General features: G+C 71.7%; 15 protein-coding genes. 8 read left to right on the top strand and 7 right to left on the bottom strand.

Annotation, left to right across the window (positions count from 1 at the left end):
• Window positions 1-29: 29 nt before the first annotated feature.
• Both ADK36_RS37955 and ADK36_RS37950 read left to right on the top strand, forming a co-directional pair.
• Entirely contained in the window at window positions 30-260 is a 231-nt protein-coding gene (locus ADK36_RS37955) for a hypothetical protein (protein WP_053200835.1), read from the top strand.
• A 138-nt stretch (window positions 261-398) separates the two neighbouring features.
• Window positions 399-1,046, top strand: a complete 648-nt coding sequence (locus ADK36_RS37950) for an HU family DNA-binding protein (RefSeq protein ID WP_048580626.1) — start codon at window positions 399-401, stop codon at window positions 1,044-1,046.
• 72 nt (window positions 1,047-1,118) lie between these two features.
• On the opposite strand, the gene ADK36_RS37945 is transcribed toward ADK36_RS37950, so the two are convergent.
• Together ADK36_RS37945 and cofC are read right to left on the bottom strand one after the other, a co-directional pair.
• Entirely contained in the window at window positions 1,119-1,322 is a 204-nt protein-coding gene (locus tag ADK36_RS37945) for a hypothetical protein (protein ID WP_048580627.1), read from the bottom strand.
• Between the two features lie 10 nt (window positions 1,323-1,332).
• Entirely contained in the window at window positions 1,333-2,034 is a 702-nt protein-coding gene (gene cofC, locus ADK36_RS37940; RefSeq protein ID WP_048580628.1) for a 2-phospho-L-lactate guanylyltransferase, read from the bottom strand.
• A 169-nt stretch (window positions 2,035-2,203) separates the two neighbouring features.
• Between cofC and ADK36_RS37935 the strand changes: the two genes are divergently transcribed.
• The 3 genes from ADK36_RS37935 to ADK36_RS37925 all read left to right on the top strand — a co-directional run bounded on the left by ADK36_RS37935 (window position 2,204) and on the right by ADK36_RS37925 (window position 5,249).
• The gene (locus tag ADK36_RS37935; RefSeq protein ID WP_048580629.1) at window positions 2,204-3,004 is read left to right on the top strand and encodes a lysophospholipid acyltransferase family protein; all 801 of its coding nucleotides are present in this window, start codon (window positions 2,204-2,206) and stop codon (window positions 3,002-3,004) included.
• Complete coding sequence (locus tag ADK36_RS37930; RefSeq protein ID WP_030050097.1) at window positions 3,001-4,011, top strand: NAD(P)H-dependent glycerol-3-phosphate dehydrogenase; 1,011 nt, start codon at window positions 3,001-3,003, stop codon at window positions 4,009-4,011. The genes ADK36_RS37935 and ADK36_RS37930 overlap by 4 nt, the downstream gene beginning before the upstream one ends.
• A gap of 80 nt (window positions 4,012-4,091) precedes the next feature.
• Entirely contained in the window at window positions 4,092-5,249 is a 1,158-nt protein-coding gene (locus ADK36_RS37925) for a D-alanine--D-alanine ligase family protein (RefSeq protein WP_048580630.1), read from the top strand.
• Here the strand turns inward: ADK36_RS37925 and ADK36_RS37920 are convergent.
• On the bottom strand, window positions 5,242-5,772 hold the full coding sequence (locus tag ADK36_RS37920; protein WP_048580631.1) for a DUF3515 domain-containing protein: 531 nt from the start codon (window positions 5,770-5,772) through the stop codon (window positions 5,242-5,244). The two genes, ADK36_RS37925 and ADK36_RS37920, sit on opposite strands and share 8 nt — an antisense overlap.
• 20 nt (window positions 5,773-5,792) lie before the next feature.
• The gene (locus tag ADK36_RS37915) at window positions 5,793-6,026 is read right to left on the bottom strand and encodes an Lrp/AsnC family transcriptional regulator (RefSeq protein ID WP_003997603.1); all 234 of its coding nucleotides are present in this window, start codon (window positions 6,024-6,026) and stop codon (window positions 5,793-5,795) included.
• A gap of 206 nt (window positions 6,027-6,232) precedes the next feature.
• Between ADK36_RS37915 and ADK36_RS37910 the strand changes: the two genes are divergently transcribed.
• The gene (locus tag ADK36_RS37910) at window positions 6,233-7,201 is read left to right on the top strand and encodes a thiamine-phosphate kinase (protein ID WP_030050100.1); all 969 of its coding nucleotides are present in this window, start codon (window positions 6,233-6,235) and stop codon (window positions 7,199-7,201) included.
• The gene (gene thiD, locus ADK36_RS37905; protein ID WP_048580632.1) at window positions 7,198-7,989 is read left to right on the top strand and encodes a bifunctional hydroxymethylpyrimidine kinase/phosphomethylpyrimidine kinase; all 792 of its coding nucleotides are present in this window, start codon (window positions 7,198-7,200) and stop codon (window positions 7,987-7,989) included. Before ADK36_RS37910 ends, thiD begins: the two co-directional genes overlap by 4 nt.
• A gap of 140 nt (window positions 7,990-8,129) precedes the next feature.
• On the opposite strand, the gene rpmB is transcribed toward thiD, so the two are convergent.
• Complete coding sequence (rpmB, locus tag ADK36_RS37900; protein WP_003993230.1) at window positions 8,130-8,315, bottom strand: 50S ribosomal protein L28; 186 nt, start codon at window positions 8,313-8,315, stop codon at window positions 8,130-8,132.
• A gap of 272 nt (window positions 8,316-8,587) precedes the next feature.
• Here rpmB and ADK36_RS37895 point away from each other — a divergent pair, with 272 nt between their 5' ends.
• The gene (locus tag ADK36_RS37895; RefSeq protein ID WP_048580633.1) at window positions 8,588-10,291 is read left to right on the top strand and encodes a DAK2 domain-containing protein; all 1,704 of its coding nucleotides are present in this window, start codon (window positions 8,588-8,590) and stop codon (window positions 10,289-10,291) included.
• Window positions 10,292-10,317: 26 nt separating this feature from the next.
• On the opposite strand, the gene ADK36_RS37890 is transcribed toward ADK36_RS37895, so the two are convergent.
• Both ADK36_RS37890 and ADK36_RS37885 read right to left on the bottom strand, forming a co-directional pair.
• Window positions 10,318-13,287 (bottom strand): hypothetical protein, encoded by a 2,970-nt coding sequence (locus ADK36_RS37890; RefSeq protein WP_053200833.1) that lies wholly within the window; start codon window positions 13,285-13,287, stop codon window positions 10,318-10,320.
• On the bottom strand, window positions 13,284-15,122 hold the full coding sequence (locus tag ADK36_RS37885; RefSeq protein WP_078916139.1) for an HSP90 family protein: 1,839 nt from the start codon (window positions 15,120-15,122) through the stop codon (window positions 13,284-13,286). The genes ADK36_RS37890 and ADK36_RS37885 overlap by 4 nt, the downstream gene beginning before the upstream one ends.
• Window positions 15,123-15,212 lie beyond the last annotated feature (90 nt).

Raw genomic sequence — 15,212 nt, 5'->3', positions numbered from 1 at the left:
CAACTCGCCCCAGATGGCACAATCTGTGCATGGACCACGACGGCCAACTCGAGCTCTATGCGGCAGTCGCGGACCAACTGAAGGAAGCGCACACAAGGGTGCGCGCACTGCAAGTCCCGGAGGGCGTACGGATGGCGCTGACCCGGAAGCTGCTGGTCATTACGGCCGCGGCCAAGCACGACGTCGCCGAAGCGGCAAGGCGTCTGGAGCGGTTCATGGCGGATCTTGAGGCGGGGCGATTCCCCGAAGAGGAACGCTGATCAACCTTCGAGACAGTCGAGTCTGTTGCGGCACAAGGGTGATTAGCCCGTTTCGTGTTTGATTTGCGGTATATATCTGCCTAACGTGCGAAAAAGCTTGAACACTTTCGTTCTGGCGATGTCTCCGAAGGGGAAGACGTGAACAAGGCGCAGCTCGTAGAAGCGATTGCCGACAAGATGGGCGGCCGACAGCAGGCCGCCGATGCTGTCGACCACGTACTGGACGCGATCGTCCGCGCGGTCGTCTCGGGTGAGCGGGTTTCGGTCACCGGCTTCGGTTCGTTCGAGAAGGTCGACCGGCCCGCTCGTTACGCCCGTAACCCCCAGACGGGCGAGCGGGTTCGCGTCAAGAAGACCTCCGTTCCGCGCTTCCGTGCCGGTCAGGGCTTCAAGGACCTGGTGAGCGGCTCGAAGAAGCTGCCGCGCGGTGGCGAGGTCGCCGTCAAGAAGGCGCCCAAGGGCAGCCTGACCGGTGGTGCCGCGGCGACGGTCAAGAAGGCCGCCGCGAAGAAGACCACCAAGGCGGCCGCCGCGAAGAAGACGACGGCGAAGAAGACGACGGCCAAGAAGACCACGGCCGCCGCCAAGAAGACCACCGCGAAGAAGGCGCCGGCGAAGAAGACCACGACGGCCGCCAAGAAGACGACCGCGGCGAAGAAGACCACGGCCAAGAAGGCGACGGCCAAGAAGGCCCCGGCGAAGAAGGCGACCGCCAAGAAGGCGCCCGCCAAGAAGTCGACGGCTCGCAAGACCACCGCCAAGAAGGCCACCGCCCGCAAGAGGTGAGAACCGCTGGGGCACTCACGCGCCGGGCCGGACTCCGTGTGGAGTCCGGCCCGCGGCGTGTTCAGCTGTCGTTCACAGGGTCTGCAGGGTCACCAGCGTGATGCGCAGGGCCTCGCCCTCACCCTCCGTCTCGATGCGGACCCGTTGGCCGGGGCGCAGCAGCCGTAGGCCTCCGGCGTCGAAGGCGGGGGCGCCGAAGGGGACGGGGGTGCCGTCGTCCAGGAGGACGCTGCCGGAGCGGGTGTTCTCGTCGTAGGTGTATGCGGTGGCCTGCATGGCTGCAACCCTACGACGGGTTGTGGTGCGAGTGCGGCGCCGTCGGGGCTGGTCGCGCAGTTGCTCGCGCCCCTTTGGGGTGCGTGATCAGCAGCCTTGCTGCTGCCGCCGCTGTTCGCGGGCCCACTCCCAAGGCGAGCGCGGCCCGCAGATCCTCGCCGGTGTCCACGTCCTGGCGTACGGAATCCACCTCGTCGAGGGGGAGTTCCACGGCCCCGGACGCGCGATGGCGGGCCCGGGAATCCTGGCCGAATGCCGGTAGCAATTCCCGGCCCGGGGCCGCGGCCAACAGAGTCGTGCCGATCTCTGCCGCGTCCGGGAGAAAAGCGCGGGGGAATTCCGTTGCCGCATCCAGGACACGGGACAATTCCAGGGGGCGCAGCGCCGGAAGATCGGCGTTCAGGGCCGCTACGGCGCTTTCGGGGCGGGACGACCGTACGACTGCCGTCGCGTGCGCCAGCGCTGCGTTCAGGCCGCCTCCTGGTTCGTCCGGGACGATATGCGCTCCGAGTACGCCCAGCTCGCGGCCGGCCAGGGCGTCGTTCGTGACGACTGCCACATCCTTCACCGCCGGGCAGGCCAGCGCCGCCGCCACCGTGTCCTGGGCGAACGCGAGGGCCAGGCCCGGGCGCAGCCCGTCCGACGCGGTGTCCGAGAGCCTGCTCTTCGCCCGCGCCAAGGGCTTCAGGGGTATGACCAAGGTCCACTGCACGAGCGTTCCGTCCCTCTCTTGTCGCGGCCATTGTCACTCAGCCGTCACCAGGGCCATCTGGCGGTGACGGTGGCGAGGCGTACGGTGTTCTCGACAGACCGGCGGCCCGGGGCGACACTTGTGCGGCCCTCCGGCCCGATGTGCTTGATCCCTAGAGGAAGGTGTCCGCGTGCCCCGCCGCAGAATCGGCTTCTGGTATCGCTTCGCCGCGGTGCTCTGCAAACCGCCGCTGGTGGTTCTGATCAAGCGGGACTGGCGTGGAATGGAGAACATTCCGGCCGAGGGCGGATTTATCACCGCGGTGAACCACAATTCGCACATCGATCCCTTCGCGTACGCGCACTTTCAGTACAACACCGGCCGGGTTCCGCGATTCCTGGCGAAGAGCGGGCTTTTCCGGAAGGGATTCGTCGGCGCCGCGATGCGCGGTACCGGGCAGATCCCCGTCTACCGGGAGACCACGGACGCGCTGAGCGCTTTCCGGGCCGCCATCGGCGCCGTGGAGCGCGGCGAGTGCGTCGCGTTCTACCCCGAGGGCACCATCACCCGGGACCCGGAACAGTGGCCGATGACCGGCAAGACCGGTGCCGCACGCGTCGCCCTCCAGACCAAGTGCCCGGTGATCCCGGTCGCGCAGTGGGGCGCCAACGAACTGCTGCCGCCCTACGCCAAGAAGCTCAACATCCTTCCGCGCAAGACCCACCGGGTGCTCGCGGGCCCGCCCGTGGATCTCGCGGGCTTCTACGACAAGGAGATGACCCCGGAGCTGCTGAAGGAGGCGACCGAGGTCATCATGGCCGCCATCACCCGCCAGCTGGAGGAGATCCGCGGCGAGAAGGCGCCCGAGAAGCCGTACGATCCGCGTCAGGAGCGCATCGAGCAGCGCCGCCGCACTGCCGCGCAGAACCGGCGGACGCAGCCGAGGGCCGAGCAGGCAAAGGCCGAGCAGGAAGAGGGGCAGGGCACGTGAGCAAGCCGGTCAAGGCGGCAGTTCTGAGTGCTGGTTCGTGGGGCACCGCCTTCGGCATCGTCCTCGCCGACGCGGGGTGCGAGGTCACCCTGTGGGCGCGTCGCCCCGAGGTCGCCGAGGCCATCAACTCGAGCCGTACGAACCCCGACTACTTCCCCGGCGTCGAGCTGCCGCAGGGCATGCGGGCGACCACGGACCCCGCGGAGGCCATGGCCGGCGCCGACTTCACGGTGCTGTCGGTCCCCTCCCAGACCCTGCGCGCCAACCTCGCCGAGTGGACGCCGATGCTGGCGCCGGGCACGGTCCTCGTCTCCCTCATGAAGGGTGTCGAACTCGGCACCGCCATGCGGATGAGCGAGGTCATCGAGGACGTGGCCAAGGTCGGCCACGACCGCATCGCCGTCGTCACCGGGCCCAACCTGGCCCGTGAGATCGCCGCGCGGATGCCGGCCGCCGCGGTGGTCGCCTGCACCGACGAGTCCGTCGCCCAGCGCCTCCAGGCCGCCTGTCACACGCCGTACTTCAGGCCGTACACCGAGACCGACGTGGTGGGCTGTGAGCTGGGCGGTGCCGTGAAGAACGTCATCGGGCTCGCCGTCGGCATCGCGGACGGCATGGGGCTCGGCGACAACGCCAAGGGCTCGCTCATCACGCGCGGCCTCGCCGAGACCGCGCGGCTCGGAGTCGCGCTGGGCGCCGACCCGCTGACGTTCGCCGGACTCGCGGGCCTCGGCGACCTGGTGGCGACGTGCTCCTCGCCGCTGTCCCGCAACCACACCTTCGGCACCAACCTCGGCAAGGGCATGACCCTGCAGGAGACCATCGCGGTCACCAAGCAGACCGCCGAGGGCGTCAAGTCCTGTGAGTCCGTGCTGGATCTGGCCCGCAGGCACGGCGTCGACATGCCCATCACGGAGACGGTCGTCGGCATCGTCCACGAGGGCAAGCCGCCCGTGGTCGCCCTGAAGGAGCTCATGTCGCGCAGCGCCAAGCCGGAGCGACGCTGAGCGAAGCCGGTGCGACGCTGAGCGAATGCCACCCTCCGGACGCTGACTCGGCCCCTACGGGCGGGTACGCTCATCGCGATATGAGCACCGAGAACCTCCCCCAGAGCCCTGACCAGCCGCCCCGCAAGCCGCGTGTGGCCGTCGTGTTCGGCGGTCGCAGCTCCGAGCACGGGATCTCCATGGTGACCGCCGGCGCCGTACTGCGTGCGATCGACCGGACGCGGTACGACGTCCTGCCGATCGGCATCACGCGCGGCGGCCGCTGGGTGCTCACCGCCGACGATCCCGAACGCATGGCGATCAGCGAGCGCCGTACGCCCGACGTCGAGGACCTCGCCGAGTCCAGCGAGGGCGGCGTGGTGCTCCCCGTCGATCCCGCGAGCCGCGAAGTGGTCTACAGCGAGCCCGGATCGGTTCCCAAGGCACTCGGTGACGTCGACGTCGTCTTCCCGGTGCTGCACGGCCCGTACGGCGAGGACGGCACCCTCCAGGGCCTCCTGGAGCTCTCCGGCGTCCCGTACGTGGGTTCGGGTGTTCTCGCCTCGGCCGTCGGCCAGGACAAGGAGTACATGAAGCGGGTGTTCACCTCGTTCGGGCTCAAGGTGGGCCCGTACGTGGTGATCCGGCCGCGCGAGTGGGAGCAGGACGAGTCGGCCGCCCGCAAGAAGATCGTCGACCTGGCCGGCGAGCACGGCTGGCCGCTCTTCGTGAAGCCCGCGCGCGCGGGTTCCTCGATCGGCATCACCAAGGTCGAGGACCTGTCGGGCCTGGACGAGGCAATCGTCGAGGCCCAGCGGCACGACCCGAAGATCCTCGTCGAGGCCGCCCTGCGCGGCCGTGAGATCGAGTGCGGCGTCCTGGAGTTCGAGGACGGCCCGCGCGCCTCCGTACCGGCCGAGATCCCGCCGCCGGACGCGCACGCGTACTACGACTTCGAGGCCAAGTACATCGACTCGACGCCCGGGATCGTGCCGGCGCCGCTGACGCCGGAGGAGACGGCCGAGGTCCAGCGGCTCGCGGTGGACGCCTTCGACGCGGCGAGCTGCGAGGGCCTGGTGCGCGCGGACTTCTTCCTCACCGAGGACGGGGAGTTCGTGATCAACGAGATCAACACGATGCCCGGCTTCACGCCGATCTCGATGTACCCGAAGATGTGGCAGGCGAGCGGGATCAGCTACCCGGACCTGGTGGACCGGCTGATCCAGGCGGCGCTGCGGCGGTCCACCGGCCTCAGGTAGGACCCGTCCCGGTCAGGTCGGCGATCCCGGTGGGGATCGCCTTCTTGATGGCCGGAGCCAGGTCGATCAGCACCCCCGAGCTGTCCAGCCCCTTCTCCACCGTGACCTCGACGTACGCGAGGCGGCTCGCGGTCGTGAACCGGTACCCGCCGCCGTCCTGCTTCTCCATCAGCCACTTGACGTCTTCCACGCCCCCGGCCACCGCGTCCGGGTCCCGGCCCTCGGCCACCTTGGGGTCGACCATCTTCGGGGGTCGTGGTACACCGCACCGCAGTATGATCGCCGAGTCCCCCCAGCCCGCGGTCAGCGCGGACGCGGGTGAGGGGTCCTCACGGCGCTCACCGTCCACCTTGGCCGGCAGTACCTTGTCGAGGTTCCGGCACAGCTTCGTGGCTTTCGCGGCGGGACTGGGAACCGCCGTCGACGCGCTGCCGTCTGCTGATGAGCAGCCCGCTGCGGTGATCAGCAGGACGAGCGCGGGCAGCCCGAGGACAGAGATGTGCCGGTGACGCAAAGAGTTCACCGGCCAAGGGTAGACGGGGGCTACAGATGTACGACCGGGCAGGTCAGTGTGCGGGTGATGCCGTCCACTTGCTGGACCTTCGCGACCACCATGCGACCCAGGTCATCGACAGTGTCGGCCTGGGCGCGCACGATGACGTCGTACGGTCCTGTCACGTCCTCGGCCTGGATGACTCCAGGGATCTTGCTGATCGTCTCGGCGACGGTCGACGCCTTGCCGACCTCCGTCTGGATCAGGATGTACGCCTGTACCACGGAACCTCCAGGGCGGCCACGAGGATCATGTGGGGAAAAGGAACGCCACGGTATCGCGTCGCCGCTCGCCGCGGGGAGACCTGCGATGGCCGGGGCTTGCGCGCCGGGGTACCGGCACGACAGAAGTTGACGTACACCTCGACCGTAGCGAGGACAGTAGTGACGCGCGACCGGGTACGGACAGGGACGGAAGGGGCGTAAGGGCAATGAAGGGCACTGTTGGTGAGCTCGGCGAGTTCGGGCTCATCAGGGAGCTCACCTCCCGTCTCACCACCACCCCGGCGGTCCGGGTAGGCCCCGGCGACGACGCCGCGGTGGTGGCCGCGCCCGACCGCAGGGTGGTCGCCAGCACCGACATCCTGCTGGAGGGACGGCACTTCCGCCGCGACTGGTCCACGGCCTACGACGTCGGCCGCAAGGCCGCCGCGCAGAACCTCGCGGACATCGCCGCCATGGGCGCCGTACCGACCGCCCTGCTGCTCGGCCTGGTCGTCCCCGCCGAACTCCCGGTGACCTGGCCGACCGAGTTGATGGACGGCCTGCGCGACGAGTGCCAGGTCGCCGGCGCCTCCGTGGTCGGCGGTGATGTCGTACGAGGCGACTCGATCATGGTGTCGATCACCGCGCTCGGCGATCTGCGCAACCAGGAGCCCGTGACGCGGGCGGGCGCGCAGCCCGGCGACCTCGTCGCGGTGACCGGCTGGCTGGGCTGGTCCGCGGCCGGATACGCCGTGCTCGCCCGGGGGTTCCGCTCGCCGCGCGCCTTCGTCGAGGCCCATCGGCGCCCGGAGCCGCCGTACCACGCGGGTCCGGCCGCCGCGGGGCTCGGCGCGACCGCGATGTGCGACGTCAGTGATGGGCTGATCGCCGACCTCGGGCACATCGCCGAGGCCAGCAAGGTCCGGATCGACATCCGCTCCGGCGCGATCGACATCCCGACCCAGATGAACGACATCGGACAGGCCGTCGGCGTCGATCCCATGCAGTGGGTGCTGACCGGGGGAGAGGACCACGCGATCGTGGCGACCTTCCCGCCGGACGTGAAGCTCCCGGCCCGCTGGAAGGTCATCGGCGAGGTCCTCAACCCCTCCGCGCTGCCGCAGGTGACGGTGGACGGGGCGCCGTGGACCAAGAAGGGCGGCTGGGACCACTTCGGCGGGGACATCGAGTCATGATCCCGGGCGTCCTCACGGTGGCGGGTTCCGACTCGGGCGGCGGCGCGGGGATCCAGGCCGACCTGAAGACGATGCTCGCGCTCGGCGTGCACGGCATGAGCGTGATCACGGCGGTCACCGCGCAGAACTCCCTCGGTGTGCAGGGCGCTTGGGAACTGCCCGTGGAGGCGGTGCGCGCCCAGTACCGCAGCGTCGTCGACGACATCGGCGTCCAGGCGATCAAGACGGGGATGCTGGCGTCCGCCGAACTCGTCGAGACGGTGGCGGAGTTGATCGGGGGGACGGACGCGCCGGCGGTCGTCGACCCGGTCGGTGTGTCCAAGCACGGGGACCCGCTGCTCGCGGCCTCCGCGCTGGACTCCGTACGCACGAAGCTGCTGCCGGTGGCGACCGTGGCGACCCCCAACCTCGACGAGGTGGCGCAACTCACCGGCGTCCACGTCGAGGCGGAGGAGCAGCTTCGGGAGGCCGCGGCGGCCGTTCTGGCGTACGGGCCGCGCTGGGTGCTGATCAAGGGCGGCCATCTGTCCGGGGACGCCGTGGATCTGCTGACCGACGGCTCCGAGGAGCACTGGCTGCGGGCCCCCCGCTACGACAACCGGCACACCCACGGCACGGGCTGCACGCTCGCCTCCGCGATCGCCTCAGGGCTCGCGAAGGGGCAGTCCGTCCCGGAGGCGGTGGCGGCGGCCAAGGAGTACGTCACCGGGGCGATCAAGGCGGGGTTCGCGCTCGGTGGGGGGATCGGGCCGGTGGATCATGGGTGGCGGTTCCGCGGGCGCTCATAGCGGCTTCGGTGGCCGCTCAGCCGATCAGCCGCCCGGCGGCCTGGCCGATCAGTCGCTCGGGCACAGCAAAAAGCCGGTCCACCGAGGTGGACCGGCTCTATGCGGCGAACCGGCAGTGGCCGCGCGCTCAGCTGATGGCGTCAGCGCGAGACCTTGCCGGCCTTGATGCACGAGGTGCAGGCGTTCACGCGCTTCGGCGTCCCGCCGACCACGGTACGGACGCGCTGGATGTTCGGGTTCCAGCGACGGGACGTACGGCGGTGCGAGTGCGAGATGTTGTTGCCGAAGCCCGGCCCCTTGCCGCAGACGTCGCAGTTGGCAGCCACGGGTCACTCCAAAGACTTCAGATCCACTTACGGTTAATCCCGGCATGCCGGGATCGAGATCTAGGATCAGAGATCTGAGTGACATTGCCAGGGGAACGGCCCGATCTGCATCGGGCAACCGGAGCAGCATACAACGACTGCGCCAGTAGAACGAAACTACCATGCCTGATCAGGAGCCCGCTCCCGGCCCTCTTCCGGTGCGCACCGGCTCTGGGTCTACGCTGCGTGCCACGTCCAGCAGCTCAGGGACCGGCAGCTCAGGGAAGGCGCAGGTGGCGCAGGTGCCGCAGACATTCTTCGATGCTCTCGCGGTGCGCACCTGGTGCGGCCTCGCGCTGGAGTCACTCGGTCGGGCGCGCGAGGAGATCGACGCGATCAACGTCTATCCCGTGGCCGACGGCGACACGGGGACGAACCTGTATCTCACCGCGGAGTCGGCGGTCGCGGCGGTGGAGGCCGTGTTCACCGCCTACGACGTGGGGAAACCCAGCCTCGCGGACGCCGTCCGCGCGATGGCGCACGGGGCCCTGATAGGTGCCCGGGGGAACTCCGGGACGATCCTCGCCCAGTTGCTGCGAGGCATGGCCCAGGTGCTCGCCGCCGACGGTGACACGGTTCATACCGACGGCTCCGGTCTGCGCCTCGCTCTGCGGCACGCGGCCGACTCCGCCCGCCAGGCCGTGGCCCACCCCGTCGAGGGCACGGTCCTCACGGTCGCCTCCGCGGCGGCCGACGCGGCCGGTGCGGCAGAGGGCGACGACTGCGGGGCGGTCGCGCGGGCGGCCTACGAGGGGGCGCGAGCGGCACTGGCCGCGACGCCCGGACAGCTGGCGGTCCTGGAGCGCGCGGGGGTGGTCGACGCTGGCGGCCGGGGGCTGCTGGCGGTGCTCGGCGCCCTGGTGGAGACGCTCACGGGGGAGGCGGCGCCCCGGTTCTCCGCCGGGCACACGCGCGTGGTGGGTGTGTCGGACGGTTCGCGCGGCGCCCCGAGCGGCGCGGGGAGCGTCTCGTCCGCCGGTGCCGAGCAGTGCGCCGACGGCACGGAGGAGGGCGGCCCGGCGTTCGAGGTGATCTACCTGCTGGAGGCCGAGGACACGGCCGTGGCGCGGCTGCGGGAGCGGCTCGACGGCCTCGGGGACTCCCTCGTGGTGGTCGGCGGCGACGGGCTGTGGAACGTGCACGTGCACGTGAACGACGCCGGGGCCGCGGTGGAAGCCGGCGTCGAGGCCGGGCGGCCGTACCGGATCCGGATCACCCACTTCGGTGCCGGTGACGTGCACACCACCGGTGCCGAGCGGCCGCCCCGGGAGCGCGCCCAGCGTGCCGTCGTCGCCGTCGTGCCGGGGGAGGGCCTGGCCGGGCTGTACGGCGAGGCCGGCGCGACCACCGTCCTCGCGCGCCCCGGGGAGCCGCCTGCGAGCGGGGAGCTGGTGGAGGCCGTACGACGTGCCCACGCGCGCGAGGTCGTGCTGCTGCCCAACGACGCCGAGCTGCGCCACACCGCGGCCGCGGCGGCCGAGCAGGCCCGCGCGGAGGGCATCCGCGTGGCGCTGATCCCGACCCGCTCCGCCGTCCAGGGCATCGCGGCGCTCGCCGTGCACGAGCCGGAGCGCCGCTTCGACGAGGACGTCGTGTCGATGACCTCGGCGGCCGGCGCGACCCGCTACGCCGAGGTCGCCGTCGCCGAACGGCAGTCCTGGACCATGGCCGGCATCTGCCAGGCCGGCGACGTCCTCGGCCTCGTCGAGGGGGATGTGGCCGTGATCGGGACGGACGTCACGGCCACCGCCGAGACCGTCCTCGACCGCATGCTCTCGGCCGGCGGTGAACTCGTCACCCTCGTCCTCGGCGACGACGCGCCGGAGGCGATCGCCGAGCACCTCGAAGCACGCGTGCGTGAGTCGTATCTCGCCGTCGACACGGTGGTGTACCGGGGCGGGCGGCAAGGGGCGCTGCTGCTCATCGGCGTGGAGTAACGCGGGCCCCGCGGGCCGCCCACCCGTTACTCCGTGTCCTGCTCCTCCACCACTTCAAGCATCTGCTCGGCCTCGGCCCGCCGCTCCTGTACCGCCCCGTCGTCCTCGTCGTGACCCTCGTAGGCCGCCAGCACCGCACGCGCGCGTGCGGCCGCGCGGTCCGGGCGGCTCAGGTCGGCCTCCAGCCAGCCCGCGGCGAGTTCGGCGCCGGTGCGGCTGTGCAGGGCGTCCTCGCCGAGGGAGGCGAACACCGCGACGGCCTGCGTCACTTGGCACAGGGCCCCCTCCAGTGCGGCCCGGATCGACTCGTCCTCGGCGTCCTCCGTGGCCGAACGGGCCAGCAGGTCGCTGAACTGCCGGTGGGTGTGGCCGAGTTCGGCGACCATCCGCATGCGCGCCTCCTCGTCGTCCGCCGAGTCCAGCGCCGCCGTGCACTCGCCGACCGCGCTCGCCATCAACTCGGACGCCGCGTCGGCGCCGCCGTCCAGGCCCTCCACGTCCTCCACGCGCAACGCCAGCCACGCGCGGGCGCGCAGGGAGCGGACGAGGCCGTGGACGTTGCCGAGGGTCCGCCACAGCGCGCCCGCGCGCGCGTACGCCTGGTCCGCCTCGGCGTGCAGGCCCGCGTGGCCGAGGGATTCGGCGGCGAGGTGGGCGAGCGTGGCGTGGTCGTGCTGCTCGGGCCAGTGCCGGGCGATCTCCGCGGCCTGCAACCGGCGGTCGGCCGCCTCGCGGTGTTCGCCGAGCTCGCTCAGACAGTCGCCGAGCCACCACTGCGTCTGGACGACCGCGCCGTCGCCGTGCATCTCGGCGGTCAGGTCGGGCAGCGCCGACTCCAGCACCTCGGCGGCCTCGGCGAACCGTCCCTGCCGCAGCAGCAGCCCGCCGAGCTGTTGCCGCGCCCAGGCGCCCAGCGTCCGGCTCTCGCCCGCCTCGTCGGCCCAGTGCGCCGCCTCCAGGGCGTGCTCCGCGGCCTCCTCGGCCAGCCCCCGGCCGCCGAGCACCTCGGCCAGCTGGAGGTGCAGCTGGGCCCGCCCCGGCGCCTCCAGGTGCGGCCCGCCGTGCTCCAGGGCCGCCCGCAGCGCCCGCTCGGCCTCCGCGATGTCGCCGAGATGGTGCGCGAGTCCGGCCAGCCGGGCCTCGTACTCCACCGCGAACCACGGCAGCCCCGCCTCGACGAACGCCGCCGAAGCCCGCGCGAACAGCTCCGCCGCCTGCTCCACGTCCCCGCCGAGCGCGGCCAGCTCCGCGAGTATCGCCCGCGCCTCCGCGGCCCGCGCGGCAAGCCGTACGTCGTCCCCGGCCCGTCCGTCGACGAGCGCGAGCACCTCACCCGCGGCCGCCTTGGCATCGGCCTGGGCGGCCTCCTGCGTCGCGCCCTCCGCCTCGTGCACCCGCCGCATCAGGACCCGCGCCCGGCTCATGAGAACGGCCGCCGTCTGACGTACGCCCGTGCCGTCCTCGGCGTACAGCGCGAGGGCCCGGTCGTACAGGTCGGCGATCACCGCGAGGGCCTCGGGCACTTCGCCGGTGAGAGCGCGTACGTACGCTCCACGCGCGCGTGCCGCCAGGGACTCGCCGGGGTCGCCCGCCTCCGCGTACAGCCCGGCGGCCTCCTCGAACAGGGCGATGCCCTCGGGGCCCAGGTCCATCGCCTGGTGATCGGCGATCTCCGCGCGGTCGCGGGCGGCCAGCTCGACGTCCTCGGCGGCCCGCGAGACGGCCGCCCAGGCCTCGATGGCGTGGGGCTGGAGGGTGTCCGACAGCCGCCGTGCCTCGATGAGGAGCGCGGCCAGGTCGGGCTCCCCTTCCGCGCTCTCGGCACCTGCCGACACGGTGGCCGCCGCCGGAGCGGGCGCCGTCACCCCCGCCGGACGTGCCGCCGGCGTCCGCACGCCCAGCGGCAGCCGCTCCACCAGCGGCCGCTGCGCCATACGCGCGCGTGCCCGCTCACTGACGTGGTCCGTGGCGTTGCGCCGGTCGAAGCCCGCCGCGAGGGCGAGGGCCTCCACGCGCGCGTGTGCGGCGAGTTCACGGGCGGTCCACTCACGGTCCGCCGGACCCGGCACCCGCTGATCGCCCAGGCCCAGTTCGCTCAGACGGTCCATGAGCAGGGCCACCACCGCCATGAACTCCAGCTTGCTGCGCGGATGCCCGTCGTCCGTGAAGTACGCCGGCCGCTCGGCGAGCAGCTCCAGGCCGCGCGCCTCGTTGCCGCTGAGCGCGCAGAACTCCACGTGGTCCGCGTAGGCGCCGCGCATGCTCTCCATGGCCCGTACGAGCCGGAAGCCCCGCAGATGGTGGGCGCGGGCCTCGTCCAGGCGGCCCAGGCGCAGCAGGGGCGCCAGGGAGGACGCGAGGACGGTGTGCGGCTCGTGGGCGCAGGTGAACTCGCCCTCCAGGACCGGTCCCCACAGCCGGATCGCCTCGGCGTCCCGGCCCCGCTCGGCCTGCCACCACCCCTGCCCGTGCAGCTCGCACGCGTGGCAGTCGGCCATGCTGTCCCGGTCGGCGGCCAGCCAGGCGTCGTACGCCCGCTCCGCCCGCGCCACGTCCCCGACATGCGCGGCCACGCTGAACTCGGCGCCGCGTACGGCCCGTTCGGAGTGCCCGGCGAGCCGGTAGCGGTGCTCCATCTCGCCGAGCCACTTCTCGATCGAGGCCAGCGGGATGTGCGGCTGATCGAGCATGCCGGACGACATCCACTTGAAGAACCAGTGCAGCGAATGCGTCTCGTACTCGTCGAAGTCCCCGGGCTGCTCGTCCCACATGCGCAGCAGACGCGCGAACGGGACGAACATCTTGTCCTTCTCGGAGCTGTAGTTGTAGACCTTCAGCTGGTGTCCGAGCGCCTCGATCACGGCGAGCGGGATGTTCAGCTTCTCGGCCTCGGAGAGCAGCTGCTCCGCGCGCGCGTTGCGGGCGGGACCCTCCGGCTCCTCGGAGTTCTCCGCCATCGCCCGGCGCAGCGAGTCGAAGTCCGTGACGTCGCTCATCGGCGACCCTCCTCGCCGTTCGTGGCCCACTCCAGCAGACCGATGAAGGACCGGTTCAGCAGCGCCGAGTCGGCGGGCCTGAGCGGACGCTGCGCCATCAGCAGCGCCTGCCCGTAGAGGGACTCGGTGGCGGTGCCGATCAGCTCCGGATCGCCCAGCGAACTGATCCGCCGGATCAGCGGGTTGAGGTGGTTGAGCACGAGACGCGCGCGTGGCGCGCTGCCGCGCAGCGAGCCCAGGATGCCCGCCCACAGGTCGTCGGCCTGCTCCTCGGCGTCCGCGCGGGCCTGCTCGTGCCGGGCCGCCCGGTCGTCGAGGTGCAGCGCGGGCACGGACAGCGGGTGGAAGGCGCGCAGGACGACGTCACAGCCCAGCGGGTCGAGCTTCGCCCGCGCGGTGGCCAGGAAGCCCGCCAGGGCCAGCTCCTCGGCCGGGTCGACCGAGTCCAGGTGGGCGGTCACGGTGTCCGCGTCCAGCTCGGCGACGACCGTTCCCGGCCGTACCGACGGCAGCGCCTCGACCAGCTCGCTGTCGTACGTGTAGCCGCCGTTGATCACCCCGACGCCCTGCGCGGACGCGATCGGCGCGACCTGCCGGTACTCCTCGACGGTTCGCGTGAAGTGCACGACCGGGTGCCGCTGCGCGAACTCCTCCAGGGACAGCGGCCCGTCGGTCGTCTCGAAGGGGAGCCACGGCAGCATGGTGCGCAGCATCTCCTTGTCGTGCCGCGCGAGCGACTTCACGCCCAGGTGGTGCACGGACAGGAAGGCCGCCAGCCGTTCCGGATCACCCGCCGCGAGCCCGGTCAGCCACGACCGAATCCTTTCGCCGAGCGCCTCCCGTACGCCCGCCAGCGTCTCGTCCTCGTACAGCGACTCACGCGAGGCCGTCGGCCTGAGGCTGTCGGTGTCCAGGACGCAGCGCACGAAGAACGCCCAGTCCGGCAGCAGCTGTTCGGCGCGCTCGGTCAGCAGCATGCCCTTGAGGTGGACACGATGACCCGCCCGCTGGGCCGGGCTGACCGCCGAGGGAAGGACGTACGCCACGCCACGGATCCCCGCGAGCGGCACGTCCAGTTCGATCGAGTCCAGCGGGGTGAATCCGAACAGGTCGTGACAGTGCCGGGCCAGGGCCACCCGCCGGTTGGCGGGGGAGGGGTACGGCCGGTCCCAGGGCGCGGGCAGGTCGGTGACCGCCTCGCCGCCGACCCGGACGTCGTACGGCAGCAGCGAGCCGAAGTCCCGCGCCAGCGCCAGCACCCGGTCCTCGGCCAGCCACTCGGCGGCCCCGGCCCGCGCCACCAGGTGCACGGTGGTGCCCGGTTCGAGGCGGGCGTCGTCCGGCAGCGTCCGTACGGTGTACGAACCGTCGTCCGTCGCCGTCCACTCCACGGGCGCCGCGTCCGGCGTACGGGCGCTGCGGCTGACCACCCGGATCCGCTCGGCGACCACGAAACAGGCCAGCAGACCGATGCCGAACTGCCCCAGGAAGTCGGACCGGGCCTCCTGGAGCCCCTCGGCACGCTTGGAGCTGCGCCCGATGGTCGCGAGGAGGTTGTGCACGTCGGCCTCGGTGAGCCCGACCCCGGAGTCCTCGACCCGCAGGGCGCCCGACTCGGCGTACAGCCGGACCACGGCCGGCGCGCCCGGCTCCTCGGCGCGTCTGGCGGTGATGGCGTCGACGGCGTTCTGCAGCAGTTCGCGCAGGTAGACCTTCGGGCTGGAGTAGAGGTGGTGGGAGAGCAGGTCCACCAGACCACGCAGGTCGACCTGGAACGTATGAGGTGAGTGGGGTGGCTGAGGTGCCTGGGATGACTGTGAGGTCTGGGAGTCCATCGTCGCTGCGCCGGTGGGGGGACTTCGCGACGGCGCGGGGTCGGGCGGTCCCGGTGAGGCGGTGACCGCGAAAGGATGGCCGGAGCGCGC

The organism is Streptomyces viridochromogenes, from assembly GCF_001270495.1.
Taxonomy (GTDB): domain Bacteria; phylum Actinomycetota; class Actinomycetes; order Streptomycetales; family Streptomycetaceae; genus Streptomyces; species Streptomyces viridochromogenes_A.
Note: the sequence above shows the minus strand (reverse complement) of the source record. Positions and strands in the feature narration are given on the sequence as shown.

Excerpts from the sequence above, each read along its gene's own strand:
- ADK36_RS37955 (WP_053200835.1), top strand. The coding sequence starts at position 30 with ATGGACCACGACGGCCAACTCGAGCTCTATGCGGCAGTCGCGGACCAA.
- ADK36_RS37945 (WP_048580627.1), bottom strand. The coding sequence starts at position 1,322 with ATGCAGGCCACCGCATACACCTACGACGAGAACACCCGCTCCGGCAGC.
- ADK36_RS37925 (WP_048580630.1), top strand. The coding sequence starts at position 4,092 with ATGAGCACCGAGAACCTCCCCCAGAGCCCTGACCAGCCGCCCCGCAAG.
- ADK36_RS37910 (WP_030050100.1), top strand. The coding sequence starts at position 6,233 with ATGAAGGGCACTGTTGGTGAGCTCGGCGAGTTCGGGCTCATCAGGGAG.
- thiD (WP_048580632.1), top strand. The coding sequence starts at position 7,198 with ATGATCCCGGGCGTCCTCACGGTGGCGGGTTCCGACTCGGGCGGCGGC.
- ADK36_RS37890 (WP_053200833.1), bottom strand. The coding sequence starts at position 13,287 with ATGAGCGACGTCACGGACTTCGACTCGCTGCGCCGGGCGATGGCGGAG.
- ADK36_RS37885 (WP_078916139.1), bottom strand. The coding sequence starts at position 15,122 with ATGGACTCCCAGACCTCACAGTCATCCCAGGCACCTCAGCCACCCCAC.